Source organism: Methylobacterium gregans (assembly GCF_022179245.1).
In the GTDB taxonomy this organism is placed as follows: Bacteria; Pseudomonadota; Alphaproteobacteria; order Rhizobiales; family Beijerinckiaceae; genus Methylobacterium; species Methylobacterium gregans.
This window is the reverse complement of the sequence record NZ_BPQM01000015.1, coordinates 16,499-41,010: the sequence shown is the minus strand read 5'-3', so window position 1 is coordinate 41,010 and position 24,512 is coordinate 16,499. Positions and strand designations below refer to the sequence as shown.

13 protein-coding genes, 1 tRNA gene and 1 pseudogene are annotated in these 24,512 nt (G+C 68.7%); 4 read left to right on the top strand and 11 right to left on the bottom strand.

Translation table 11 applies throughout. The features are described 5' to 3' along the window. The 4 genes and pseudogenes from MFF54_RS03740 to MFF54_RS03725 all read right to left on the bottom strand — a co-directional run. On the bottom strand, positions 1 to 1,246 hold a 1,246-nt coding region (locus tag MFF54_RS03740; RefSeq protein WP_283206248.1), incomplete at its 3' end, for a CBM35 domain-containing protein. 3,331 nt (positions 1,247 to 4,577) lie between these two features. Beyond that, positions 4,578 to 11,042, bottom strand: a pseudogene (locus MFF54_RS27590) (CBM35 domain-containing protein); the annotation flags it as partial. Between the two features lie 95 nt (positions 11,043 to 11,137). Continuing rightward, complete coding sequence (locus MFF54_RS03730) at positions 11,138 to 12,778, bottom strand: HlyD family type I secretion periplasmic adaptor subunit (protein ID WP_238301294.1); 1,641 nt, start codon at positions 12,776 to 12,778, stop codon at positions 11,138 to 11,140. Between the two features lies 1 nt (position 12,779). Continuing rightward, a complete protein-coding gene (locus tag MFF54_RS03725) occupies positions 12,780 to 14,522 on the bottom strand; it encodes a type I secretion system permease/ATPase (protein WP_238301293.1) in 1,743 nt (580 codons plus the stop codon). 600 nt (positions 14,523 to 15,122) lie between these two features. On the opposite strand from MFF54_RS03725, the gene MFF54_RS03720 reads away from it, so the two are divergent. Continuing rightward, positions 15,123 to 15,275 (top strand): hypothetical protein, encoded by a 153-nt coding sequence (locus MFF54_RS03720; protein WP_238301292.1) that lies wholly within the window; start codon positions 15,123 to 15,125, stop codon positions 15,273 to 15,275. Positions 15,276 to 15,347: 72 nt separating this feature from the next. Further along, entirely contained in the window at positions 15,348 to 15,503 is a 156-nt protein-coding gene (locus MFF54_RS03715) for a hypothetical protein (RefSeq protein ID WP_238301291.1), read from the top strand. Positions 15,504 to 15,685: 182 nt separating this feature from the next. Here the strand turns inward: MFF54_RS03715 and MFF54_RS03710 are convergent, their stop codons facing one another. Continuing rightward, positions 15,686 to 15,862, bottom strand: a complete 177-nt coding sequence (locus tag MFF54_RS03710) for a hypothetical protein (protein WP_238301290.1) — start codon at positions 15,860 to 15,862, stop codon at positions 15,686 to 15,688. 470 nt (positions 15,863 to 16,332) lie between these two features. On the opposite strand from MFF54_RS03710, the gene MFF54_RS03705 reads away from it, so the two are divergent. Together MFF54_RS03705 and MFF54_RS03700 are read left to right on the top strand one after the other, a co-directional pair. Continuing rightward, positions 16,333 to 16,881: a sigma-70 family RNA polymerase sigma factor gene (locus tag MFF54_RS03705; RefSeq protein WP_370880165.1), complete on the top strand. Its 549-nt coding sequence runs from the start codon at positions 16,333 to 16,335 to the stop codon at positions 16,879 to 16,881. Beyond that, positions 16,878 to 17,639 (top strand): anti-sigma factor, encoded by a 762-nt coding sequence (locus MFF54_RS03700; RefSeq protein WP_238301288.1) that lies wholly within the window; start codon positions 16,878 to 16,880, stop codon positions 17,637 to 17,639. The genes MFF54_RS03705 and MFF54_RS03700 overlap by 4 nt, the downstream gene beginning before the upstream one ends. 69 nt (positions 17,640 to 17,708) lie before the next feature. Here MFF54_RS03700 and MFF54_RS03695 read toward each other — a convergent pair whose 3' ends face one another. From MFF54_RS03695 to MFF54_RS03670, 6 genes are all read right to left on the bottom strand, one after another. Beyond that, positions 17,709 to 18,263 carry a fasciclin domain-containing protein gene (locus MFF54_RS03695; protein ID WP_238301287.1) on the bottom strand — a complete coding sequence of 185 codons (555 nt, stop codon included), beginning with the start codon at positions 18,261 to 18,263 and terminating at the stop codon, positions 17,709 to 17,711. 376 nt (positions 18,264 to 18,639) lie between these two features. Further along, positions 18,640 to 18,715: transfer RNA gene (locus MFF54_RS03690), tRNA-Val, on the bottom strand. A gap of 55 nt (positions 18,716 to 18,770) precedes the next feature. Further along, on the bottom strand, positions 18,771 to 19,496 hold the full coding sequence (locus tag MFF54_RS03685; RefSeq protein WP_238301286.1) for an aspartate/glutamate racemase family protein: 726 nt from the start codon (positions 19,494 to 19,496) through the stop codon (positions 18,771 to 18,773). A 72-nt stretch (positions 19,497 to 19,568) separates the two neighbouring features. Further along, positions 19,569 to 21,992, bottom strand: coding sequence for an endopeptidase La (gene lon, locus MFF54_RS03680; RefSeq protein ID WP_238301285.1), 2,424 nt, complete (start codon positions 21,990 to 21,992; stop codon positions 19,569 to 19,571). 311 nt (positions 21,993 to 22,303) lie between these two features. Continuing rightward, positions 22,304 to 23,575, bottom strand: a complete 1,272-nt coding sequence (gene clpX, locus MFF54_RS03675) for an ATP-dependent Clp protease ATP-binding subunit ClpX (protein ID WP_238301284.1) — start codon at positions 23,573 to 23,575, stop codon at positions 22,304 to 22,306. Positions 23,576 to 23,817: 242 nt separating this feature from the next. Continuing rightward, on the bottom strand, positions 23,818 to 24,444 hold the full coding sequence (locus MFF54_RS03670; protein WP_238301283.1) for an ATP-dependent Clp protease proteolytic subunit: 627 nt from the start codon (positions 24,442 to 24,444) through the stop codon (positions 23,818 to 23,820). Between the last annotated feature and the right edge of the window lie 68 nt (positions 24,445 to 24,512).

The following is a 24,512-nucleotide window of genomic DNA, read 5'->3' as shown; positions in this document are numbered from 1 at the left end:
GCCCGCCCTCGTCGCGGGCCTGCCAGAAGCCGGCAAGATCGATCGTGGTGACCGGGTCATCGGCATCGTTGGTGATGAGCTTGAGTGCGCCCTGGAAGACTGTCGAGGTCGCGTCGACGTTGGTGGTCGGCGGCGTGTAGGCCGCGCGGTTGAAGTTGACGGTGACGTTCACTGACGCCCCCGGCGCGATCGAGAGTCCATCGAGCTGGGCCGGGTTGGCGAGCAAGAAGGGGCCGCTCAGCTCGTGATCGGTGAGCGTCAGGGCTTCCGTACCCGTGTTGGTGATCCGCACGGTGCCGGAGGCCTTGAAGTCCCGGTCCGCCGCATCGGGCGCCACGAAGTCCGGATCCTCCAGGAAGCTGAAGTGCAGGCGGTTGTCGAAGAAGGCCGGGTCGAGGCTCTGGACCGCGATGTCGGCGTTCGGGTTGCCGGGCGCGCGGCCGATGTCGAGGTAGTCGAGGGCGCTCGCCCCCGGCGCGTCCGACACGATCCGCAGGCGGTACTCCGTGCCGGCCTTGAGCTCGAGGTAGACCGAGGTCTCGCCCGCCGTGCCGACGCCCGGGAAGGCGCTCTCGTCCACCGCGACGCCGTTCAGGAGCCAGGTGAGACCCTGCCCGTTCGCGGCGTTGGCGTTGGCGGCGGTGTCGATCTTGTAGACGCCGTCGGCCGAAACCGTGAAGAAGAACTCGACGGCGCTGCCGTTGACGACATGCGCCGAGCCGTTCTGGGTCTCGAGCTCGATCCGCCCGCTGCCCACGATGTCGGCGTAGTCGGGCGTGAAGACCGAGATCGGCGCCTTGGTGACGCGCAGGTAGTCGAGGTTCGGTGCGATCCCGCCCGGCGCGGTCAGCGCGATGGTGTTGACCCCAGCCTTGAGCTGCAGCGTGGCCGTCTGCGGGCCCCAGACGTCCTCCGCCGCCGAGCTGTTCGCCGTGAAGGGCAGCGTCTCGCGGGCCTCGCCGTTGACCGCGAGCGTCATTGGGCGAGCCGTCTTGCCGACGCCGAGCGCGTACAGGATGTCGACCCCGTAGGTCCCGGCCGTGCCGACCTCCACCGTCCAGGTGATGGTCTCCGTATCGGGGCCGACGAAGTCAACGAAGGCGCCCGACTGGTTGCGGTTCTCCGTCACGACCGCGGGCGCGCCGCCGAGCGCCGCCTTCTCGGCCTCGTAACGGAGGTAGGTGACGCCGTTGACCACCGTCTCGCCGTCGTTCGGCACGGTGCCGGTCGCAGCCGGCACGAGCACGACGAGTTGGTCGATGTTCGGACCCGTGGCGTTCACGGAGCGCAAGGTGACGCTGTTCTGCCCGGCCCACTAGACTGACCGGAATTTCGATCTCCGCCCAGTTCGTCCAGCCGTCGGTCACCGTCGCGGTCGCGGTCGGCGCGAAGGACTGGAGCTTGACGATCGAGCCGTTGACCTCGAGCTGCAACGGCCGGTCCGCCGTGCCGCCGTTGGCGTAGCGGAACTTCAGGACCGCCGGCCCGGCCTTGTCCGCCGAGAAGGCGAAGGTCATGAAGTCGGCGTTCGTCGAGCCGAAATCGGCGTAGCCGCCCGGCACTCCGTCAGTGTTGCTGGTGTTGCCGTCGGTGCCGAAGGCCCCCGGCCGGAGCCCGTTGACGTAGCCAGGGCCGGTGACCCCCTGCTCCGGATTGGCGGCATCGCGGATCTGGATCTGCGCGGCCGAGCCGGTGGGAACCGTGACGGCGGTGCCGTCCGCGGGCGTGCGGTCCTCGGCCTGGATCGTCACGAGCGTGACGTAGTCCGGGGTCGTCGGCTCCTCGCCCGGCGTGAAGGTCGTCGAGGCGGCGGCCTGGTTCAGCGCGTCGTCCGTGACCCTGATGCGGGCGGTGACCGCCCCCGAGAGGCTGCCGAGATCCGCGGTGAAGCGGTTCTGCCCGTCGAGCGTGACGGTGGTCTCCGCGCCTCCGTTGAACGACACGCGGATCGCCGTGATGTCGCTGTCGAGGCCGTTGATCTGGAAGATCGCGGCCGCCGGGTCGGAGACGTCGAGCGCCACGAGGGCGAGGTTGCCGCCCTCGTCGGCCGTGAGATCCGCCGTCACGCCGCCCGGGGCCGGCGTCAGGAGTATGAGCTGGCTCGCTCCCGTGCCGCGGTTCAGCGTCATCAGGTAGAGCTGGCCGGTGACCGGGTTCTCGATGATGTCGAGCGGGTCGATGTAGTTGTTGATCACCGAGCCGTCGGGACGGCGCAGCACGTCGTCGCCGATGATGTTGCCCTGGCCGTCGACCTTGATGACGCGCACGTTGTCGCCGGTCGAGAACTGGGCGAAGAGGATCGACCCCTTCAGGTTCGGGCCGAAGGCGTTGCCCTTGTACTCCGTCGCGCCGTTGGGCGAGCGGTTGTAGCCGAGGTTGTAGACGCCATCGAGGTCGTAGTTCGCGTCCGGCCTGACGCCGGTCTGGTAGCCGTCGGTGTTGCGGTTGCCGTCATTGCCGCCCACGACCTCGTTCGGATCGAGACCGGACGTCGGGTTGCCGCCGTTTAGGACGTACTGGTCGCGCAGCACGTTGGGGTGGCCGTAGTACTTCCCTTCCTCGACGGTGAAGAAGTAGTCGTACTGCTTGGGCGAGTTCGCGATGACCGTGTCGAGGCCCGGCTGGGTCGGGTCGTTCGGCGTCCGACCGCCCGAGGCCGTGCCGTTGGTCGGCACGTAGAGCTTACCGTTCGAGTGCCAGACGAGGTCGTAGGCGTTGCGGACGCCGGTGGCGAAGATCTTGAGGACGGCGTCCGAGGCGAAGGGATTGTAAGAGCCCGGGTAGGTTCCGTCCGCGTTGAACGCGCTTGCCGGGAAGGTCTTCTTCGGGTCATCGGCGAGCGACACCGGCTCGGTGCGCACGTCGAAGCCGCCGTTGGGCGCGATGCGGCGCGGGTCGACCTCGAGGATTGCGGCATTGAGCAGGCGCTCGGGGCGTGCGCCCCAGGCGTCGTCCGGGGCACCGGCAGCCGAGTTGGAGCCCTGGCTGACGTAGAGGAGGTATTTCGGCTCGCCGGGCGTCGCCGCGTCCGGGTTGGGCCGGAACTCCAGACTGTTGGTCAGGTGGTCGCCGCCCGAGCGGGGCAGACCGTGGATGTAGGTCTCGGCGGTGACGCCCGCGAAGGAGCCGCCGGTGCCCAGCGTGATTTTGCTGACGCGGCCGGAGAATTCCGGCGTGTCGAAAGCCTTGGCCTCGCGCGGGATCGGCGCGTTGTCCGAGATCCAGATGGTGTTCGGGTTCTCGGGATCGAACACGAAGCCGACGATGCCGCGCCGGTCGCCGTCCGCTTCCTTCAGGTAGTCGAGGCTCAGCGTCTCCTGGGACGCCTTGTTGATCGTGCCGTTGGCGTTGACGCTCCAGCGGTGGATCTCGCCGGTGATCGTCGCGACGTAGAGCTTGCCGTCCGGCCCGAACTCGATCGACGTGTAGCCGCCGGCCCCGTCCACGAAGCCGTCGAGCAGCGTCTGGGTGCTGAAGGCCACCTCGCGCGGCACGTTCTCGACTGCCTTGCCGGTCACAAAGGTCGAGGTGAGATCTTGGAATTGCCGTAGGGCGCCATCAGGATCGGAGATGCTGCCGAGATCGAGGACGTCCTGGACCTTGAGCGTGTAGCTCGTGTTCTCCTTGAGCTGCTGGAGCGGGCGGATGGTCAGGGAGTCGGCGCCGCCCGAGATCTGGATGTCGATGGAGACCTCGGCGCCGGTCAGCGTCTCCACGAGCTTGACGTGGTCGACATGGGCGATGTTGGGGCCTCGGTTGCCCGTCGCCTGCAGCTGGACGCCGACGACGAAGCTGGAGCCCGGGTCGATGCCGGTCGGCAGCTCGCCGTTCGCGCCGAGCGCGATGGTGCGCTGGCCATCGAGGTTGTCGGCGACGGGTGCGACGAACAGGGAGTAGTCGAGGTCGGCCGCGCGGCCGTCGCCCGGGGTCAGATCGGCGACGCGCTCGATCTCGAGATGCTGGATCTCGGTGTTGGTGCCGCCGATCGAGTCGATCGTCAGGCGCCCGTCGGTCACCGTCACCATCTTGGTCACGAGCGTCGAGCGGAATCCGCCGCCGTTCTGCGACCCGTCGATCGGGTTGGCCGGCGTCCAGGCCGGCATGGCCGACTGGCCCTCGAGGTTGATCCGGTAGTTGCTGTCGAAGGCGCCCGCCGTGTCGCCGATCGACATGGTCACCTGATAGGTGCCGTTCTCAAGCGCCATCTCCCAGGCCCGCGCGCCGGCCGCGCCCGCGCCCGGATACTCGAAATGCGCGTAAGTCTTCTGGAGGTTCGTCGCGCCCGGCACGGTGTTCTTGTACCAGTGGGCGTTGGCGGGCTGGGCGGCCGCGATCGTGCCGTCGGCCGTGCCGTCGGCGACGCTCGCCTCCGTGACCCAGCCGTAGGTGAAGCCGTTGCCGCGGTCGCCGAAGGCGGCGCCGGTATCGGCCCGGTAGCCCTGGGGCGTCGCGTAGCCGGGCGGCAGCCCCTGCGTCGCCTGGCCCGGCGCCGGTTCGAAATTGACCTTGATCACCTCCTGGAAGCGGATCTGGTCGCGTGTGTCGACCGGCTCGCCGCCGTCGCGGCTGATCGTGACACTGTCGATGTTGGGGCCGTTGGCGCCCGCATTGGCGATGCGCACGAGGTTCTGCCCCGCCGCGAGGTCGAGTTCGACCGTCGCGGTGCGCCAGGCATCCCAGCCGTCGACCCCGGTCCCGGGGAACGAGACCGTCTTGGTGACGCCGTTGACGAGGACCGTCATCGGACGATCACCGTTCGGGGCGCCACCACCGTTCGAGTAGCGGAAGCTGAAGGTGTAGGTCCCAGCCTGGGGCGCCGAGACGTTGAACGAGGCGGCGTCGCCCGCCTGCGTGCCCATGTCCAGGTAGCCGGTGCCGGTGAAGCCGTCCCAGAGGCTGTTGTTGTCCACGTCGCGTGGCAGGACCCGCGTCTCGGGATTGGCGGCGGTCCGGGCCTGGGTGAGCTCGGCGGCCGTGCCGGTGGTATCGATCGGCGTGAAGGTCTCGGCCTCGATCGTCAGGTCGAACGGCTGGCTCGGCGTGGTCCCGTTCTTGTGGGTGAAGGTGATCTGATCAATGTTTGGCCCGGCCGTCGCGCCCGTCGGGATGGCGAGCTTGAGCGTGTTGGCACCCTTGGCGAGGGTGAGGTCGACCGTCTTCTCGATCCAGGACTCCCAGCCCGTGGCGGCGGTGCCCGTCCCGACGACCGGTCCCGGCACGAAGGCGACCGAGGTCGCGGAGCCGCCGTTCAGGGACAGGTCGAGCGGCCGGTCGGCGGTGCCGCCGTTGGCGTAGCGGAATGTCACCGCGTAGGTGCCGGCCTCCGGAGCGTCGACGCTGACGGTGATCGCGTCGCCCGCATTGCCGCCGAAGTCCATGTAGGCGCCGCCGTTCGCGCCGGCGCGGTAGTTGCCGCCCGAATCCGGGGCGGTCGCGGTGACGACGCGGGTGAAGGCGGCCTCCGTGGGCAGTCCCGTATCCTGCACCGTGACCTTGGCCGTGTCCTCCGCCTGGATCGTGAAGGGCGGAACCGTGACCTGTCCCGTGCCCACCGTGAAGGGCATCGAGGTCGAGGCCGTGTTGCCGGCCCGGTCGGTGACGTACACCGTCGCGGTATACGCGCCGGCGGCGAGGGCCGAGCCGTTCGCGACGAAGTCGCCGTCGGCGTCGGGGAGCACGGTCACACGGGTGGCGCCGCCGTCGAAGCTGATCTCCGTCTTGACGATGTCGGCGTCGCGGCCGGCGATCGTGAAGTTGATCGATTCCTTGGCCGCGCCCGTCAGGGGCACGTCGGGACCGGAGAGGAAGAGGTTGCCGTCCGCGTCGGCGGTGGTGTCGGTTGGCGCGGTGATCTCGATGCGGTCGAGGTTGGGCCCGTTGGTCCGGCCGGCCGGGATCGCGAGGGAGAAGGTGTTCACGCCGGCCTGGAGCTGGACCGCCTGCGTCAGCGTCCCCCAGACGTCGAAGCCTTCAGGCGCAACACCGGTCGCGTTGGGATCGGTCGAGGCGAAGGCCACCGATGTGGCCGCGCCGCCGTTGACCACGAGGTTCAGGGGCCTGAGGTCGTTGGAGGCGTAGCGGATGTTGAGGTTGTAGGTGCCGGCCTCGGCCACGGTGACCGTGTAGGTGACGCGGTCGCCCGCGTCGTTGCCGAAGTCGAGGTAGCCGGTGCCCGAGAAGTCGGGGCGCAGGCCGCTGCCTCCCGGGAACTGGGTGCCCATCTCAGGGTTCGTCGCGCTGCGCATCTGCGTCGACGAGGCGTCGGCGGCGGCCGCGAGGACGATCGCGCCGCTCTCCGCCTGGATGACGATCGGCTCGAAGGGCTCGGGCTCTTCCGTGCCGGGCGCTTCCACGCTCACCGTGAAGGAGACGGGCTGCGAGCTCGCCTCGCCGTCGGTCGCGAAGACGGCGACCTCGTAGGTGCCGGCGGGAACCGTTCCGGCGAGCTTCAGGACACCGTTCTCGACCGTGAAGCCGGCCGGCAGATCCGCGCCGCTCGCCAGCTTGACGACGAGGGTCGCCGCGTCGCCCGCGTCGGGATCGGTGGCGCTGAGGGCCGCGAGGTTGATCTCGCCCCCTTCGCCCGCCTCGAAGGTCTGGGCGCCGATGGTGCCGGACAGGACCGGCGCCTCGTTGAGGTCGTTGACGCGAAGCGTGACGCTCGCCACCGTGGCGTTGCCCTTGGCGTCGGTCGCGGTGACGGTGACCTGCGTACCGTCGTCGGTCTCGTGGTCGAGCGAGGTGCCCGCGGCCAGCTTCAGCTCGACGGCGCCCGTGGTCGCGTTCTTGGCGATCACGAGGCGGGGATCGGCGGTGGTGAAGGTGACGGCGTCGTTCTCGGCGTCGACGGCCGACAGGACGCCGACCACGGCACCCGCCGCGTTCTCGTCCACGGAGCCCGTCAGCGTCACGGCCGAGGGGGCGGTGTTCGGAGTCTCGACGCGGGTGAAGGCCAAGCGGTCGATGCGCAGCGACTCCCCGCCCTGGGCCTGGCCGGCCAGCGTCGCGATCGTGTCGGCACCGACATAGACCACCGTGTCGAAGGCAATCGCCTTGAGGTTGCCGGCCTGCGAGGTCGCTCCGCGCGGCGCGGTCGGGTCGACGAAGATCCCGGCTCCCGCGTCGTTCAGGGTGACGGTGCTCGATCCGCCCACCGTCAGCTTGGTGTCGCCGACCGTGACGGAGACGGTGCTCGCGCCGTCGGTCTCGTCGAAGGCGTAGAGCGTCACCTTGTAGTAGCCGGGCGCGAGGCCGTTCTTGGCAAGCTCGGTGGAGACCGAGCCCTGGCTCCCCTGATTGAGGAGGATGAGGCGGTCGCCCGAGGCCGTAGTTGAGCCCGTGGCGAAGAAGCCGGCGGCCGCGCCGAGGTTGGTGAAGGCTTCCGCCTCGACCGAGACGACGTCGCCGGTCTGCGGCCCCTCGACGACGAGGTTCAGTGTGATCGTGTCGGACAGGCCCGAGGCGTCGGTGGCGCGGACCTTGATCTCGAAGGTCCCGGCCGCCGTCGGCGAGCCGGAAACGTAGCCCTCCTCGTTCATGCTGAGGCCGTCAGGCAGCCCCTCGACCGACAGGGTGAGCGCGTCGCCGTCCGGATCGCTGAAATACTCGGCGAAGCTGTTGACGTCGAAGCCGTCGAAGGCGGCTCCCACGGAGCCGAAATAGGGCTCCAGAGCCACATCCTCGGCAACCGGCGCCTCGTTCACGTTCTCGACCGTCAGCGTGAAGCTGTCGCTCGCCGACACCTTGCCGTCACTCGCGGTCACCGTGACGGTGAAGACGCCGTCGCCGAGGGCCGTGACGGGGCCCGTCAGCACGCCGTCGACGATCGCCAGGGTGGCCGGCGCCGGAACCTCGGTGCCGGCGCCGTTCCTGATGACGAAGCCGTAGGTCAGGGCGTCGCCGTCGGCGTCCGCGAAGGGCAGGTCGATCTCAAGCGAGCCGTTCTCCGGAACGGTGCGGTCGGCGATGCCGCCGCCGACGACTGTCGGAGCGCGGTTGGCGACCTCGGCCATCCTCTCCACGAACTGGAGGTTCGAATAGCTCGACGAGCCGAGGCTGGCGCGGCTGTCGTCGTCGTTGACGAAGACAAGCGAGGCGATCGTCTTGCCCGCATGGGCGCCGAGATCGATCTCGAAGCGCAGCGTGCCGTCCGCGTTCGGCGTGCCCTTGCCGCGCAGGTCGATGAAGCCCTGTTGGTTCTGGGTGCCGCCGAGCTGATAGATGCTCCGGTCCGCGTCAAAGGGATCCTGATCGAAGTCGAAGCCGACCGCGACGATCTCCGGAACCTTGGCACCCGTGCCGATCGCGACGTCGAAGACGAGCTTGGTAGTCGCGGTCAGCTCGTAGGCCTTGTCGATCGCGGCGCGCTTCCAAAGGTTGCCGTCGAGAGACAGTCCGGCGCCGCCGTCGAGAAGGGCCGGGCCCTGTCCACCGTCCTGCGGGCGGTCCTGCGCCGAATAGGGCGTGATCGCGCCGAGCTTGATCGCCACCGGCCCGCCCTCGTTCACGTCGGCGACGGTGACGGCGATCGTCTTCGTGGTGGTGAGCTTGCCGTCGGTCACGGCGACTTCCGCCGCGAGGGTCTTGTTGGCAAGGGTCTCGAAGTCCGGGGCGGTCTTGAAGGTCAGAACGCCGGTCGCCGCGTCGATCGAGAAGAGCGCGTTGTCGCTCGAGGCATTCGCGGTCAGCGCGTAGGTGAGCCTGTCGGCGGCATCGGCGTCGCTCGCCTGGACGGTGCCGACCGCCGTCTGGTTCTCGTCGGCGGTGAAGGCACTCGACGCGATCACCGGGGCGCGGTTGACCACGTCGTCGGACGGGTCGTTGGTGACCGTGACGGTCAGGGTCTTGGTGACGCGGGCGGTGCCGTCGAAGGCCTCGACCTCGACCGTATAGGCGTTATCGGCACCGGCATCGCCAGGCGCCTCGAAGTTCGGCGCGGCCTTGAAGCGCAGGGCGCCGGTGCGCGCGTCGAGAGTGAAGAGCGCGTTGTCGGTGGCGGCGTTGGCGGTCAGCGCGAAGTCGACGCGATCACTGTCGAGGTCGCTCGCCGAGACCGTTCCGACCGCCAGCGTGCCCTCCGCGACGGAGAAGCCGGTGCCGGAAACGACGGGCGTGGAATTGCCGGCCGAGAAGTCCGCCGTCGCGCCGGCCGCCGTGATGGCGATGGCGTCGATGTTGGGACCGGTGGTCGCTCCGGCGGGAATGGCCAGGGAGAAGCTGTGGGTTCCGGCCGCGAGCTGCACCGTCGTCTTCTGGATTGACCAGTTGTTGAAGCCTTCCGTCGCTCCGGGCGTGCTGGTGCCGGTGGCCACGAAGGCAAGGTTGGGCTGCGCCACACCGTCGAGCGTGAGGACGAGCGGGCGGGCGCTGTTCGAGGCGTAGCGGATCTGGATGTCGTAGCTGCCCGCCTCCGCGACGGTGAAGCTGTAGCTCGCACTGTCGCCGGCCGTGTCGCCGAAGTCGAGATAGCCGCTGCCGCTGAAGCCCGGGCGCAGCCCGTCGACGACCCCCGCCGGCGAGGGAGTCTCACGGTTCCACGGATTGCGGATGGTGGTGTCGATCGTGTTGGTGTCCGTGTCGAGGATCGTCAGCCTGCCGGCCTCGGCCTGGATCAGGATCTGGGTGAACGGCTTCACCGGCGCGCCGACCGCCAGCGTGAGGGCGACGGGGCCGGAGTTCAGGGTGCCGTCGGTCGCGAAGATCTCGACCGGGTAGGTGCCGGGCGCGACGCCGTCCGCCACGACGAGCGCGCCGTCCGCGACCGAGATGCCGGCGGGAAGCGTGCCGCTGGCCGCGCGAACGCCGAAGGTCGTCGGGTCGCCGTCGACGTCGGCCTTCGTCAGCCCTGCCAGCGAGACGCTGCCGCCGGTCGACGGAACGGTCGCGTTGGCAAGCGTACCCGACAGCGTCGGCGCCTCGTTGACGTTGGTGACGGTGGGCGTCACGCTCCCGGTGGTCGACGCCTTCCGGGCATCCGTGGCAACGATGCCGACCGTGGCGGGCGCCGCCTCGTGGTCGAGGCTCACGCCGTCCTTGAGCTTGAGCTGGGACCCGTTGACCACCTCGAAGCGCGCGTCGGTGGTGGAGAAGGTGACGGTATCGCCCTCGGCGTCGCTGGCCGACAGGGTCCCGACGATCGCGCCGGGCGCGTTCTCGGCGACCGAGCCCGTCAGGACGATGGCGGAGGGCGGGGTGTTGGATCCGCCCGTCGGGACGTCGTCCGACACATCGTTCGTGACGGTGACGGTCACCGCCTGCGTGACGGTGTTCTGCCCGTCCGAGACCGCGACCTGCACGCTGTAGACGTTGCCGCCGGTGCCGCGCGGCGCCTCGAAGTCGGGCTTGCTGATGAAGCGAAGCGCTCCCGTGCCCGCATCGATGGCGAACAGCGCGTTGTCCGCGCCGTTGCCGGTGAGCGAGAAGGTTAGCGCGCTGCTGTCCTGATCGGTTGCATCGACATCGAGGACACTGCCCTCGGTGTTCTCGACGACGCTCGCCGCGGTAGCGCTGGTGAAGACGGGCAGGAAGAAGGAAGGCTCGGCGCCGACCGCGGTAATCGCCAGGGCATCGAGGTTGGGGCCGGTGGGCGAGTTCGATGGGATCGACAATGATATCGTATTGTCGCCAGCATTCAAGGTAACGTCACGCGTCTGTACTCGCCAAGAGTTCCAGAGTGCATCGCCCGTGCCATTGCTCCCAGAAAAGGACACTTGAGCTAGGTTCGTGCCATTGACGTTGAGCGCTAGCGGCCGCGCAGTCGTGCCGCCATTCGCGTATCTGAAGTGTAGTGTGTATGTTCCTGCCTCTTGTACATCAACTTCGAACGTCACGCTGTCGCCGATTGAGCCGCTGCCGATGCCGAAGTCAACATATCCGTCGCCCGAGTAATTCGGTCGAAGATTGAACGAGTCTAACCCGACCTTGCCCCCGGCGGACTCCGGGTTAAGAGGGTCGCGGACCTGCGTGTTGTCCGCAACGGGTCCAGCGGTACGGTCGAGGACCTTAGCGTCTTCCGCCTGGATCAGAATGGTCTCGATGGCCATGGTGCGCTCCCGAAATCTCGTGACAGAGGGGCCCGCAAGGGCAGCATTCGAAAATCGTGATTGTTAATCTTGGATGATGTCCGCTGAAGCGAGGATCAGATCTCGCGGAAGCTCTTGCCCAGCGAGTCGACGAAGGGACGAACCAAGTAATCGAGCGTCGTGCGCTCGCCGGTCAGGACGTAGACGTCGGCCGGCATGCCCGCACTCAGCACCTGATCCGGACGCAGCGCCTTGATGTCGTCGGCGTCGACCTCGACCTTGGCGAGGAAGTAATGCTCGCCCGTGCGCTCGTCGGTCAGCCGGTCGGCCGAGATCGACCGCAGGGTGCCGTGAAACTGCGGCAGGTTGCGCTGGGCGAAGGCGGAGAAGACCACCTTGGTGCGCAGGCCGGCACGCACCACGTCGATGTCGCCCGGGCGGACGCGCGCGTCGATGATGAGCTTGGCCTCGCCCGGCACGATCTCGAGCAGCATCTCGCCGGGCTTCACGACGCCCGTCTCGGTCGTGACCCGGACGTTCATCACGGTCCCGCCGATGGGAGCCGCGACGGTGGTGCGGGCCAGGACGTCGGTGCGGGCCGGCAGCTTGCTGCGCAGCGTGGCGAGCTCCGTGCGGACGGTGCCGAGCTCCTCGTTGACCTTCTCGCGCATCTGCTGGCGCGTCGTCAGGAGCTCCATTTCGGTCTGGCCGATCGCCTGGTCGTTGCGGGCGATGCGGGACTTGTTGTTGGCGCGCTCGCCCCTGAGCTCGGCCTGCTGGCGCTGGAGCCCGAGCAGCCGCGGCACCCGCTCCAGGCCCTTCAGGAGCAGGATGTTGACCGAGTCGATCTCCTGCTGGATCAGCCGGAGCTGCGTGTCCTGGGCCGTGATCACCTCGCGCAGACCGTTGCTCTCCTCGCGCAGCTGCAGGATGCGCTGCTCGAGGATCCGCTCGCGGCCGGTCTGGGTCGCCTTGCGGCTCTCGAAGAGGTCCTGCTGGCCCTTGAGGACGGCGGCGACCGCGTCGGCCGAGCCGAGGGCGTCGATCGTCCCCGGCCGCAGGATCCGAGTGGCCTGGACCTGCTCGGCGGTGAGGCGCGCCTCGGTCGCCGTGAGGTAGAGCATGCGCTCGTGCAGCTCGCCGAGATCGGCGCGCGCCTGCGTCCCCTCCAGGGTGACGAGCGGCTGGCCGGGCGCGACGACGTCGCCCTCGCGCACGTGGATGGCGCGCACGATGCCGCCCTCGAGGTGCTGCACCGCCTTGCGGCTGCCGTCCGGACTGATCACGCCGGGCGCGAGCGCGGCGCTGGCGAGCGGGATCGCGGCGGCGAGGCCGCCGCCGAGCCCGAAGAACAGCAGGATCGCGGCCCAGCCCATACGGCGGGGGCCGCGCACATAGGCGGCGAGGGGACCGCCGGCGCCGGCCGGTGCGGCCCGGCGCCGGCGCAGGCTAAGGAGGCCGACGGCGAGGGCGGCGGCGGCCAGGCCGGCCGCGGGCGCCTGGAGGCCCGCCTCGCCGAGACGGGTCCAGAGCGCGACGCTCCCGGCCCGCGCGCCCTCCATCCAGGCGGCGAGATGCGTCTGGGCCTCGGCGAGGAGCGGGGCCGCGGCCTCGCGCAGGTCCTGGCTCGCCCGCTGGAGCGTCTCGAGAAGGCGCAGGGCCGCGGCCCGGGCCTCGTCCAGGGGCGCGAGGGCGCGTTCCGGTGCCGGCGCGGCCGGTTGAGCCTGAACGAGGCGGTCGTGAACGAACGGGGTCATCCTACTCTCCGGCCACGAGGCTCATGCCGGGCGTCCCGGCGGCGGTTGCGCGACCGCGCAGATCCGGGCCCGCGCCGTTCTGGACCTGGGCGATGATCTGCCTGAGGATCTCGTCGCGCGGTCCGAACCCGTCGACGAGGCCGTCCTTCAGCATCAGGACGGTGTCGGCCGTGCGCAGCATGTTCGGCTGGTGGGCGACGATCAGGACCGTGCGGCCCAGGCGCTTCAGCTCGGCCAGGGCCCCCATGAGCGCCCGCTCCCCGGCGGTGTCGAGGCTCGCGTTCGGCTCGTCGAGCACGACGAGGGCGGGATCGCCGTAGAGGGCGCGCGCGAGGCCGAGGCGCTGGCGCTGGCCGCCCGAGAGCCGGTGGCCGTGCACGCCCACATCGGTCTCGTAGCCCTCGGGCAGGCGCAGGATCATCTCGTGCACGTCGGCGAGCCGCGCCGCGCGGGCGACCGCTTCCGGCTCGAGCGTTCCCAGCCGGGCGATGTTCTCGGCCACCGTGCCGGCGAAGAGCTCGACCTGCTGGGGCAGGTAGCCGACATGGCGCCCGAGCGCGGCCGGGTCCCAGTTCCCGATCTCCGCGCCGTCGAGGCGCACATGGCCGTTGGTCGGCTGCCACGCGCCGACGATCAGGCGGCAGAGCGTCGACTTGCCGGAGCCCGAGGGACCGATGAGGCCGCAGGTCGTGCCCGCCTCGATCCGGGCATCGACGCGTTGCAGGATCGGCTCGGCGGCACCGGGCGTGGCGAACCGGACCGCCTCGAGCGTCAGGAGACCCTTGGGGGGCGGCAGGGGCATCGGCGGCCGCCGGTCGGGCAGGACGGCGAACAGCTCCTTGAGGTTGTGGTAGGCCCGCCGGGCCATGACCCAGCTCCGCCAGGCGCCGAGAGCGCGCTCGACCGGCGAAAGGGCGCGTCCGAGCACGATGGAGGCGGCGATCATGCCGCCCGAGCTGAGTTCGCCGCGCAAGGTCAGGTAGGCGCCGATGCCGAGAATGAAGACTTGGAGCGCAAGACGGACAGTCTTCGTGATGTTCGAGACGGCTTCGGTCACCTCGAGGGAGGCGTGCATCTTGGCATGGACGAGACGCTGCTGCTGCCGCCAGCGGGTGAGCAGGCTGTCGACCATGCCGAGCGGGCGCAGCGTCTCCGCGTACTCGATCGCTTGCTGCGATGAGACTTGCAGCGCACGAGATCCGGCCGCCGCCTGAGCCGCCACTGTCCGCGTCAGCAGGTCATTGCCGACCGCGAGCAGGAAGAGAAGCAATGCGCCGCCCACGGCCAGCATGCCGAGGGCGGGATGCATCAGCCAGACGACCACGATGAAGACGGGCATCCAGGGCGCATCCAGGAAGGCCAGTATTGCCTCCCCCGAGAGGAAGCCTTTCAGGTCCGCGACGTCGGCCTGACTGGCCTCGCTGCGGACACCGGCCAGCCGCGCATCGATGCCGCGCCGGATGACAGGTTCCGAGAGCTCGATCTCGATCCAGGTGCCAATGCGTGCGAGCAGACGACGCCGTGCATGCTCGATCAGGCCGTAGGCCCCGATACCGAGGGCTGCCGCGACGGTGAGCCAGACCAGTGTGTCGACCGATCCGCTGCTCAGTACGCGGTCGAAAACCTGCTGCATGTAGATGCTGCTGACGAGCATCAGGAGGTTCACAGCGAGGCTAAATATAGCGACAGGCCAAAGCTGCGCCTTCACCTGCGTGAGGCAGGCGGCAAAGAAATCTCTTGGCATTATTACAGCCCCCCAGAAGAGCCTCGACTGAGTCGAAAGCCATCGTCCGGCAGGGGTATTCGTACTCACACCTTCGTGAAGCTGTAAATATGGAATTCACCTTTCTCAGTACTTTTTACCACAAATTAACATAGGCTTATTACCATGCCCCTGAAGAGTTACCCCTTTCGAGATCATAATTAACATGGGTTAGTAGTAGACCTATCCCGCGAGGCAGGCGCACGTTTCTGGATCAATATTAATCCGTGCGTATCAGGCCGCCGGCATTATTTCCCTGAGTTATCTTCAGGTCATGCGGGACAGAGTGGCCGCTTGGCCGGCTCTGTCTGCTGCGGGCGTGTCAGCGTTTTTCAGGGAAATCACGGCTCACGCCCGTCGCCTCAGTGCAGTGCAGTGCAGTGCTGGTGTCTGCATGGCGGCGGGGAAGGCCAGCGAGTCCCCGCCCGCTTTCTTGGGTCTTACCCTCCGGGCGCACAGGCTCGGGGCGAGAAGCCGTCCGCCTAGGGCCCCTGTCCGCCACCGCCCCGGACGTCTCTCGCGACGAGAACACCGCGTGGCCACCGACCCAACCAAGCTCATCGATGCGCGCTCGAGACGCTCATGAATAACGCCCAGAAGTTCGCTCTGCCGGAGGGGACCGCTATCTACCGCGCGGCCGCCATCAAGCTGTTTCGGCGGCGCGGCAGCAACTTCACCGGCCCCATCGTCGCCGGGTGCTTGGGGGCCATCGCCCTGCTGTACCGCGGTCGCTAAGAGAAGACCGGCAAGCGCCTCAAGTCGCCCTACAGCCTGCGCTCCATGCGGCGGAACGGCGAGATCGCCTTCATGACCGACTGCGCCCGCAGGCGGACCCAGGGCACCGGCTTCGTGCTGCTTGTCGAGGCCGGCGTCGGCACCTGTACCGTTGAGTACATCGTTGCCACCGACCCGGATCGCATCCCACAAGACGCTGCCGCCGCGGCGCGGCGCGAGCCCGGCTGAACGCGCATCGCGTCGTCCTGCTGGACTGAGCCAGCCCGCATCGTGGGTGGGTTTTTTATCCGCCCCCCCCGGCCTCTGGGGAGCGGCGGGACCTCCGCGAGGCGCAAAAGGCACATTTACGACCTCGATCAGATCTTCGACCGGGCCGACCGTTCAGGTTGTGCTCTAGTACTGCATCAGGCTCACCGTGCCCATCCCGCCTTGATGGCGCGGGCGACGGCCTCCACGAAGAGGCGCGTCGTGGCCGAGACGAGGCAACCGGGCGGCAGAATCGCGTAGACGCCACCGCTCTCATTCCCGCTCCAGCCCCGTAGCACCTCGACGAGGAGCCGGCTCTCAGCGCGGGACCGGCGAGCCAATCAGCCGTGAAGGTGATCCCCGCTTCCTCGATAGCCACCCCGAGCAGCACCTCCGTGCTATCGATCACGAGCGCACAGGTCGGGCGCACGGTCTCGCACAGGACCGCCTTCATCAGCGGCCAGTCCATTCTGCCGCTGCCTCACTCGGCGTCGCCTCTTTGAGCGCTCGCCACCGGATTAGCGTAACCCGACCCGCCCTCGACCGACCAGCGGAAGAGCTCCGCTCAGGGTGGAAAGGGGGCTTTCAGACGAGCGGTCGTTACGCACAGCATCACTGCGTAGATCGGACGTTCGTCGAACCGATGATCGAGCGCTACGATGCGCTGTGCTGCCGCAGAGATCGAGGGACATCCACCACGTCACCCGTCCGGCAAAGCTGTGCCTCATTGGGGAACGGCTCGGCCGGTTGAGACGAGCGAGGCTGTAGGATAAGCGGGATCGTTCGGGGCAAGGGGGGAGCTGTGCCGATCGTGGAGGCGTCTGACGACGCAGATCTCGCGCGGCTGATCGGGTCTGTCGCCGAGGGCGACCGCAACGCACTGCGTGCGCTCTATGCCGCGACCGCCCCGAAACTTCTCGGGATCATCCTGCGTATCGTGCAGGATCGGGGTGCGGCCGAGGATGCGCTGCAGGAGGTGTTCGTGCGCATCTGGCAGCGGGCCGGCAGCTACGATCCGGACGGCGGCACGCCCTTCCCCTGGATCGCCGCCATCGCTCGGCACAAGGCGATCGATCGTCTGCGACAGGAGAAGGCCGCGCGTCTGACGCAGGCCGAGGAGGGCTGGCTGGAGCGCCTCGCCGACCTCGGGGATGGGGAGGCCGACCTCGCCCGGCGCGACGCGCTCGCCCACTGCCTCGATGCCGTCGAGCCGGCGCAGCGCGATTGTCTCGTCCTCGCCTATTGCGAGGGCTGGTCGCGCGAGGAGCTGGCCGCGCGGCACGACCGGCCGGTCAACACCATCAAGACGTGGCTACGCCGCGGCCTGACGAGCCTGCGCGGCTGCTTGGAGGCAGCATGAGCACGGGACCGGGTAGGATCGAGCCCGGCGACGGCGCGGAGGCGCCGCCCTTCTGGGTCGAGGATCCGGACGGGGTGGCAGGCGAGTACGTCCTCGGGACTCTCGATGCCGCCGAGCGCGCCGCCTTCGTGCGCGCGCTGGACCGGACGCCCGCTCTGCAGGCTGCCGTTTCCGCTTGGGAGGCGCGGCTCGCGCCGCTCGCCGCGACGGTGCCTTCGGTGGAGCCGGATCCCCGGGTTTGGGCGAGCATCGAGGCCCGGGTCGCCGCACGCCCCGATGCCAGGGACACGGATACGGCCGGCACGGCGCGCATTGTCCGGCTGGAGCGCGGGTTGCGGCGCTGGCGGTACGGCGCAGCGGCGGCGAGCGCTCTCGCGGCGGGTCTCGCACTCTGGATCGTGGCCGGGCCGAGGCCCGCGCCGGACGGGCGGCAATACCTCGCGGTGGTCGATCGCGGCGGCGCGCTGCCGGCGCTCATCGTGCGCGTCGATCTCGGCCGGGGCCGCGTGCATGTGCGCAGCCTCGCGGCGGAGACGCCGCCGGACCGGAGCCTGGAACTCTGGTACATCCACGCGGGAACAGCCCCCCGCTCGCTCGGCCTGGTCACCGATGCGACCGAGACCCTGACGGTGCCTGCTGACCTCCGCTCCGATGCGCCCGACGCGATGCTCGCGGTGACAGTGGAGCCGAAGGGTGGCGCCCCGGGGGGCAAGGCGACCGGGCCGGTGATCTATTCGGGCCGGCTCATTCGCGAATGAAACTGCGTGGCCTCCCCTCTGCGCGAGGCAGGGGAGAGGCCGTGCGGCCGGTGAAGTCGCGGCGTGCGATCAGGGCATCAGCACGCCGTTGATGACGTGGATGACGCCGTTCGACTGCATCACGTTGGCGATCGTGACGCGGGCGGTATTGCCCTTGGCGTCGGTTACGGTCAGCCCCTTGCCGCCGCGGGCCATGGCGACGGTGAGCGGCTCGCCCTGCGCTGTTTTGAGCGTGGCCTCGCCGCCGCCTTGCTTCACCAGCTTCATCAGCTCCTTCGACGTGTAGGTGCCCGGTACCACGTGGTAGGTCAGGATGCCGGTGAGCTGGGCCTTATTCTGTGGCTGGACCAGCGTCTCGACCGTGCCCGGCGGCAGCTTCCCGAAGGCCGCATTGGTCGGCGCGAACACCGTGAACGGGCCAGGGCCCGAGAGCGTGTCGACGAGGCCCGCGGCCTTCACAGCGGCGACCAGCGTGGTGTGGTCCTTCGAGTTGACCGCGTTCTCGACGATCGTCTTGCTCGCGAACATCGGCGCACCGCCAACCATGGGGTTCTTGGCGAGCGCCGGAGCGGCGGCGAGGCCGAGGCCGAGGGCAAGAGCGAGGCGGACGAGGGTCTTGGACATGCGTTCTGGCTCCCTTGAAGCGCACCCCGTCTGGGGCGTCGCGAGCCTCTACGGAGGCCGAGGGCCAGAAAGTTTCAGCCACGCCGAAAAAAGGCGGCCGGTCGGCCCCACTCCGAGTCTGATCTGGGCGGCATGCCGACCTGATGGTCTGCGAAGGGTCGGAAGCAGCCTTCAGCACGGTCGGTGATGCACGCCATAAAAGGGCGAAAAAGGGGGTTGAGATACGAGAGGACAGTCGCCTACGCCCCCCCGGGCGTCTACGGACTGATTCCCACGGCCCGTTGAAATGCAAATGCACCCCAACAGCTCTGCACCCCAGATGCACCCCAGGAAGCGACTTCGGGGTGCAAAGACCGACGGAAGTACCTGATATCATTGGTGGGCGGTGACGGGCTCGAACCGCCGACCCTCTCCGTGTAAAGGAGACGCTCTACCAACTGAGCTAACCGCCCACGCGGCTCGCTTGGTACGGCAACGGGCAGCCCGGTGGCAAGCGCCCTTCCGGCGTCACGGGGCCTGAAGCAGTAGACGATCGAGCGGGGGCGCGAGGCCGATGCTCGGAACGGGATCCGCCGCGCTGCGGCGAGCGGCGCTCCTGGCCGCCACCAGGACAGCTCGGGTTCCGGCCTCGACGGAGCAGACCACCGGGCAGGGAACCTGTGGCTGGACGCGCTCGGCCAAGCCAGCAAGACCCGCCCCGCCAAGGATCACCGCCTCGGCCCCGTCCTCCTCGGCGCAGGCCCGGCAGGCTGCGGCGAGCTGGGCGAGGGCGCGGTCAGGGTCGCGCGCGATCTCGCCCCCGGTCGGTGCCACGGCGCGGATGCCCGTGAGTTGCCCGCCGAGTCCCTGGAGCATCACGAACTCCGTCAGCATGGCCGGCCAGTTCACGCCGCCCGTGACGATGCCGAAGCGCCGGCCCGCCGCGGCGGCGGCCCGGCAGGACGCCTCGGCCATGCCGACGACGGGCACCGGCGAGACTTCCTGCAGGGCCGGCAGGCCCGGATCCCCGAAACAGGCGAGATAGACGGCGTCGCAGCCCGCGACATGCGCGGCCAGTGCGTCGAGGGCGGCGTGGCCCGCCACCGCGACCGCGGCCCGGGTCGCGATGTAGCGAGCGCCGAAGCGGCCCGTCACCGGCACGACGGTCGCCTCCGGGGCGATCCGGCGCACGTGGCCGGCGACCAGATCCGTCACGGAGGCGGTGGTGTTCGGGTTGATCAGCAGGATGCGCATGGACCGAAGCGGACATGAAAAAGGCCCCCGGAGCGTCCGCTCCGGGGGCCTTCCTGTCTAGAGGCTTGGGGCTCAGTGGGCCACGAAGGCCGCGCCGTCCTCGTCGCGGGCGGGCTTGGCCGCGGGCAGCGGCTCGTCCCACTCGATCGGCTCGGGCTGGCGGACGAGGGCCCGCTCCAGCACCTGGTCCATCCGGGAGACCGGCACGATCTCCAGGCCGTTCTTCACGCTGTCGGGCACCTCTGCGATGTCCTTGGCGTTCTCCTCGGGGATCAGCACCGTCTTGATGCCGCCGCGCAGCGCCGCGAGCAGCTTCTCCTTCAGGCCGCCGATCGGCAGCACCCGGCCCCGCAGCGTCACCTCGCCCGTCATTGCCACGTCGCGGCGCACCGGAATGCCAGTGAGCGTCGAGATGATGGCGGTCGCCATGGCGATGCCGGCGGACGGACCGTCCTTCGGGGTCGCCCCCTCGGGAACGTGGACGTGGATGTCCCGGCGCTCGAAGAGCGGGGGCTCGATGCCGAAGTCGAGGGCCCGGGAGCGGACGTAGCTCGCCGCCGCCGAGATCGACTCCTTCATCACGTCCTTCAGGTTGCCCGTGACCGTCATCTTGCCCTTGCCGGGCATCATGACACCCTCGATCGTCAGGAGCTCGCCGCCGACCTCGGTCCAGGCCAGACCCGTGACCACGCCGACCTGATCCTCCGCGTCGATCTCGCCGTAGCGGAATTTCGGCGGGCCGAGGAAGACCTGCAGCGTGTCGGTGTTCACCGCCACCACCTTGGTCTTCGTGATCAGGATCTCCTTCACCGCCTTGCGGATGAGGTTGGAGAGCTCGCGCTCGAGATTGCGGACGCCCGCCTCCCGCGTGTAGCGGCGGACCAGCATCAGCAGGGCCTCGTCGTCGATCGACCACTCCTTCCGGTCCAGACCGTGCTTCTTCAGCGCGTTCGGGATCAGGTGCTTGCGGGCGATCTCGACCTTCTCCTCCTCGGTGTAGCCGGCGATGCGGATCACCTCCATCCGGTCCATGAGCGGGCCCGGGATGTTGAGGGTGTTGGCCGTGGTGACGAACATCACGTTCGAGAGGTCGTAGTCGACCTCCAGGTAGTGGTCGTTGAACGTGCTGTTCTGCTCCGGATCCAGAACCTCGAGGAGCGCCGCCGACGGATCGCCGCGGAAATCCATGCCCATCTTGTCGATCTCGTCGAGCAGGATGAGCGGGTTCGAAGTCTTGGCCTTGCGCATCGACTGGACGACCTTGCCGGGCATCGAGCCGATATAGGTCCGGCGGTGACCACGGATCTCGGCCTCGTCGCGCACGCCGCCGAGCGACATCCGGACGAACTCGCGGCCCGTGGCCTTGGCGATCGACTTGCCGAGCGATGTCTTGCCGACGCCGGGGGGACCGACGAGGCAGAGGATCGGACCGGTGAGCTTGTTCGCCCGCTGCTGCACGGCGAGGTACTCGACGATGCGTTCCTTCACCTTGTCGAGGCCGAAATGATCCTCGTCGAGGAGGAGCTGGGCTCCGGGCAGGTCCTTCTTGACCTTCGAGCGCTTGCCCCAAGGGATGCCGAGCATCCAGTCGAGGTAGTTGCGCACGACCGTGGCCTCGGCCGACATCGGCGACATCTGGCGCAGCTTCTTCAGCTCGGCGGTGGCCTTGTCGCGGGCCTCCTTCGAGAGCTTGGTCTTCTCGATCTTCTCCTCGAGCTCGGCCAGCTCGTCGCGGCCGTCCTCGGAGTCGCCCAGCTCCTTCTGAATGGCCTTCATCTGCTCATTCAGGTAGTACTCGCGCTGGGTCTTCTCCATCTGCCGCTTGACGCGGGTGCGGATGCGCTTCTCGACCTGCAGGACCGAGATCTCGCTCTCCATCAGCGAGAGCACGCGCTCCAGCCGCTGGGCGACGGTCGGGGTCTCCAGAATGCCCTGCTTGTCGGAGATCTTGACGAGCAGGTGCGAGCCGATCGTGTCGGCGAGCTTGGAGGGCTCGTCGATCTGGGTCACGGCGGAGACGACCTCGGGCGAGATCTTCTTGTTGAGCTTGACGTAGTTCTCGAACTCCGAGAGCACGGAGCGCGCGAGCGCCTCGGCCTCGACCTTGTCGCCGAGCTCGTCGTGCAGCGCCTCGGCCTCGGCCTCGTAGAACTCGTCCGAGCGGGTAAAGCCGGTGATCTTGGCGCGGCCTGCCCCCTCGACCAGCACCTTGACGGTGCCGTCGGGCAGCTTCAGGAGCTGCAGCACGCTGGCGAGCGTGCCGATCGTGTAGATGGCGTCGGTCGCCGGGTCATCGTCGCCCGCGTTGATCTGGGTGGCGAGCAGGATGTGGCGGTCCGTGCGCACCGCTTCCTCAAGGGCGCGGATGGACTTCTCGCGCCCCACGAAGAGCGGCACGATCATGTGCGGGAACACCACGATGTCGCGCAGCGGCAGGACCGCGTAGGACCCTGTCGAGCCCGGGACGACAGGCTGGCGCGATTTCGATTGAGTCATGGCTGACTTCCTCATGATGGACGCCGGGCCAGCGCTCCTCGAATCGGGAGCAAGCACTGCGCCAGACGCCGACCGGGCCGCGAGGGTCGGGTAGAGCTGTTGAAGCTTTGCGGCTGGTGACGCGGCACCGTCCCTCGGGGGGAGCGGGCGGCCACCGCGCTGAGCATCAGGTGATGTCCGGGGGCACCGTTTTCAAGATGCCGCCGGCTCCGGGCGGTCCGGCGGCAGGAGCGAATCGCCCTGCCGCCTCAACGCGTTACGCGGATGTGCTCCGGCGCACGGACGGCCGGGGCTTGGGCCCCGACACGCCCTCAGGCGCTGACGCTCGCCGGCGCTTCCTTGTTGCGGTCGCCGTGGATGTAGAGCGGGCGCGACTTGCCCTCGACCACCTCCGGACCGATCACGACCTGCTCGACCGAGTCGAGGCCCGGCAGGTCGTACATCGTGTCGAGCAGGATGGTCTCCAGGATCGAGCGCAGGCCGCGGGCGCCGGTCTTGCGCTCGATCGCCTTGCGGGCGACGAGGCTCAGCGCCTCGTCCTGGAAGGTCAGGTCGACGTTCTCCATCTCGAACAGGCGCTGGTACTGCTTGACCAGCGCGTTCTTCGGCTCCTGCAGGATCTTCTTCAGGGCCTCCTCGTCGAGGTCCTCCAGCGTCGCCAGCACGGGCAGGCGGCCGACGAACTCGGGGATGAGGCCGAACTTCAGCAGATCCTCGGGCTCGACCGAGCGGAAGATCTCGCCGGTGCGGCGGTCGTCGGGGGCCTGCACGGTCGCGCCGAAGCCGATCGAGGTGCCCTTGCCGCGCTGGGAGATGATCCGCTCCAGCCCCGCGAAGGCGCCGCCGCAGATGAACAGGATGTTGGTCGTGTCGACCTGCAGGAACTCCTGCTGCGGGTGCTTGCGGCCGCCCTGCGGGGGCACGGAGGCGACGGTGCCCTCCATGATCTTCAGGAGCGCCTGCTGCACGCCCTCGCCCGAGACGTCGCGGGTGATCGAGGGGTTGTCCGACTTGCGGGAGATCTTGTCGATCTCGTCGATGTAGACGATGCCGCGCTGCGCCCGCTCGACGTTGTAGTCCGAGGCCTGGAGCAGCTTGAGGATGATGTTCTCGACGTCCTCGCCGACGTAGCCGGCTTCCGTAAGCGTCGTGGCGTCCGCCATCGTGAAGGGCACGTCGAGGATGCGGGCCAGCGTCTGCGCGAGCAGCGTCTTGCCCGAGCCCGTCGGCCCGATCAGCATGATGTTGGACTTGGCGAGCTCGACGTCGTTGTGCTTCGTCGCGTGGGCGAGCCGCTTGTAGTGGTTGTGCACAGCGACTGAGAGGACCTTCTTGGCGAAATCCTGCCCGATGACGTAGTCATCGAGCACCCGCCGGATCTCCTTCGGGGTGGGCACGCCGTCGCGGCTCTTGACCAGCGAGGACTTGGATTCCTCGCGGATGATGTCCATGCACAGCTCGACGCACTCGTCGCAGATGAACACCGTCGGGCCCGCGATCAGCTTGCGGACCTCGTGCTGGCTCTTGCCGCAAAACGAGCAGTACAGCGTGCTCTTCGAGTCGTTGCCGCCAGTCTTGCTCATATCGGTCTCCGATCGTCTCGTGCGCTGCCAGCCCGGGGCGCACGCGCATCGTTCACAGGTAAGGGAATCCGCTTAAAGAAAAAGTCACCTGCGCGTTTGTGACGGGTCCTCCCGGATGCCCGATGCAAACACGCTGCCGCGGCGGGATCAAGGCCGCGGCGGGCGTGCTCCTTATTCGGCAAACGCCGTCGGGGGCACGCCGGGTCCCTGGGCCTCCGGCGCGAGCCGGAGGCCGCGCGGCGTCACGCCGCGGCGGGCTCGGGGCGCTGCTGGATCACCTCGTCGATGAGGCCGAACTCCTTGGCCGCGTCGGCGGTCATGAAGTTGTCGCGCTCCAGCGCCTGGTGGATGGCCTCGTACTCCCGGCCCGTGTGCTTCACGTAGATCTCGTTGAGGCGGCGCTTCAGGGCCTCGATCTCGCGGGCGTGGATCAGGATGTCGGTCGCCTGGCCCTGGAAGCCGCCCGAGGGCTGGTGCACCATGATGCGGGCGTTCGGCAGGGCGAAGCGGTGGCCGGGCTCGCCGGCGGTGAGCAGCAGCGAGCCCATCGAGGCGGCCTGGCCGACGCAGAGGGTCGTGACCGGGCAGCGGATGAACTGCATCGTGTCGTAGATCGACAGGCCGGAGGTGACCACGCCGCCCGGCGAGTTGATGTAGAAGGAGATCTCCTTCTTGGGGTTCTCGGCCTCCAGGAAGAGGAGCTGCGCGACGATGAGCGAGGCGCCGTAATCCTCGACCGGGCCGGTCAGGAAGATGATCCGCTCGCGGAGCAGCCGGGAGTAGATGTCGAAGGCGCGCTCGCCGCGGCTCGACTGCTCGACCACCATGGGGACGAGCGCGCTGTTGTAGTAGTCGACCGGATCTCTCATCACGTCCTGCCCCAGGGCTCCAAGGGGCCCGGTGCCCGCGAATCGTCGCGGGCACCGGGCATGTCAGC

Excerpts from the sequence above, each read along its gene's own strand:
- MFF54_RS03695 (WP_238301287.1), bottom strand. The coding sequence starts at position 18,263 with ATGTCCAAGACCCTCGTCCGCCTCGCTCTTGCCCTCGGCCTCGGCCTC.
- MFF54_RS03670 (WP_238301283.1), bottom strand. The coding sequence starts at position 24,444 with ATGAGAGATCCGGTCGACTACTACAACAGCGCGCTCGTCCCCATGGTG.
- MFF54_RS03725 (WP_238301293.1), bottom strand. The coding sequence starts at position 14,522 with ATGCCAAGAGATTTCTTTGCCGCCTGCCTCACGCAGGTGAAGGCGCAG.
- MFF54_RS03700 (WP_238301288.1), top strand. The coding sequence starts at position 16,878 with ATGAGCACGGGACCGGGTAGGATCGAGCCCGGCGACGGCGCGGAGGCG.
- MFF54_RS03720 (WP_238301292.1), top strand. The coding sequence starts at position 15,123 with ATGAATAACGCCCAGAAGTTCGCTCTGCCGGAGGGGACCGCTATCTAC.
- lon (WP_238301285.1), bottom strand. The coding sequence starts at position 21,992 with ATGACTCAATCGAAATCGCGCCAGCCTGTCGTCCCGGGCTCGACAGGG.
- clpX (WP_238301284.1), bottom strand. The coding sequence starts at position 23,575 with ATGAGCAAGACTGGCGGCAACGACTCGAAGAGCACGCTGTACTGCTCG.
- MFF54_RS03730 (WP_238301294.1), bottom strand. The coding sequence starts at position 12,778 with ATGACCCCGTTCGTTCACGACCGCCTCGTTCAGGCTCAACCGGCCGCG.
- MFF54_RS03715 (WP_238301291.1), top strand. The coding sequence starts at position 15,348 with ATGACCGACTGCGCCCGCAGGCGGACCCAGGGCACCGGCTTCGTGCTG.
- MFF54_RS03685 (WP_238301286.1), bottom strand. The coding sequence starts at position 19,496 with ATGCGCATCCTGCTGATCAACCCGAACACCACCGCCTCCGTGACGGAT.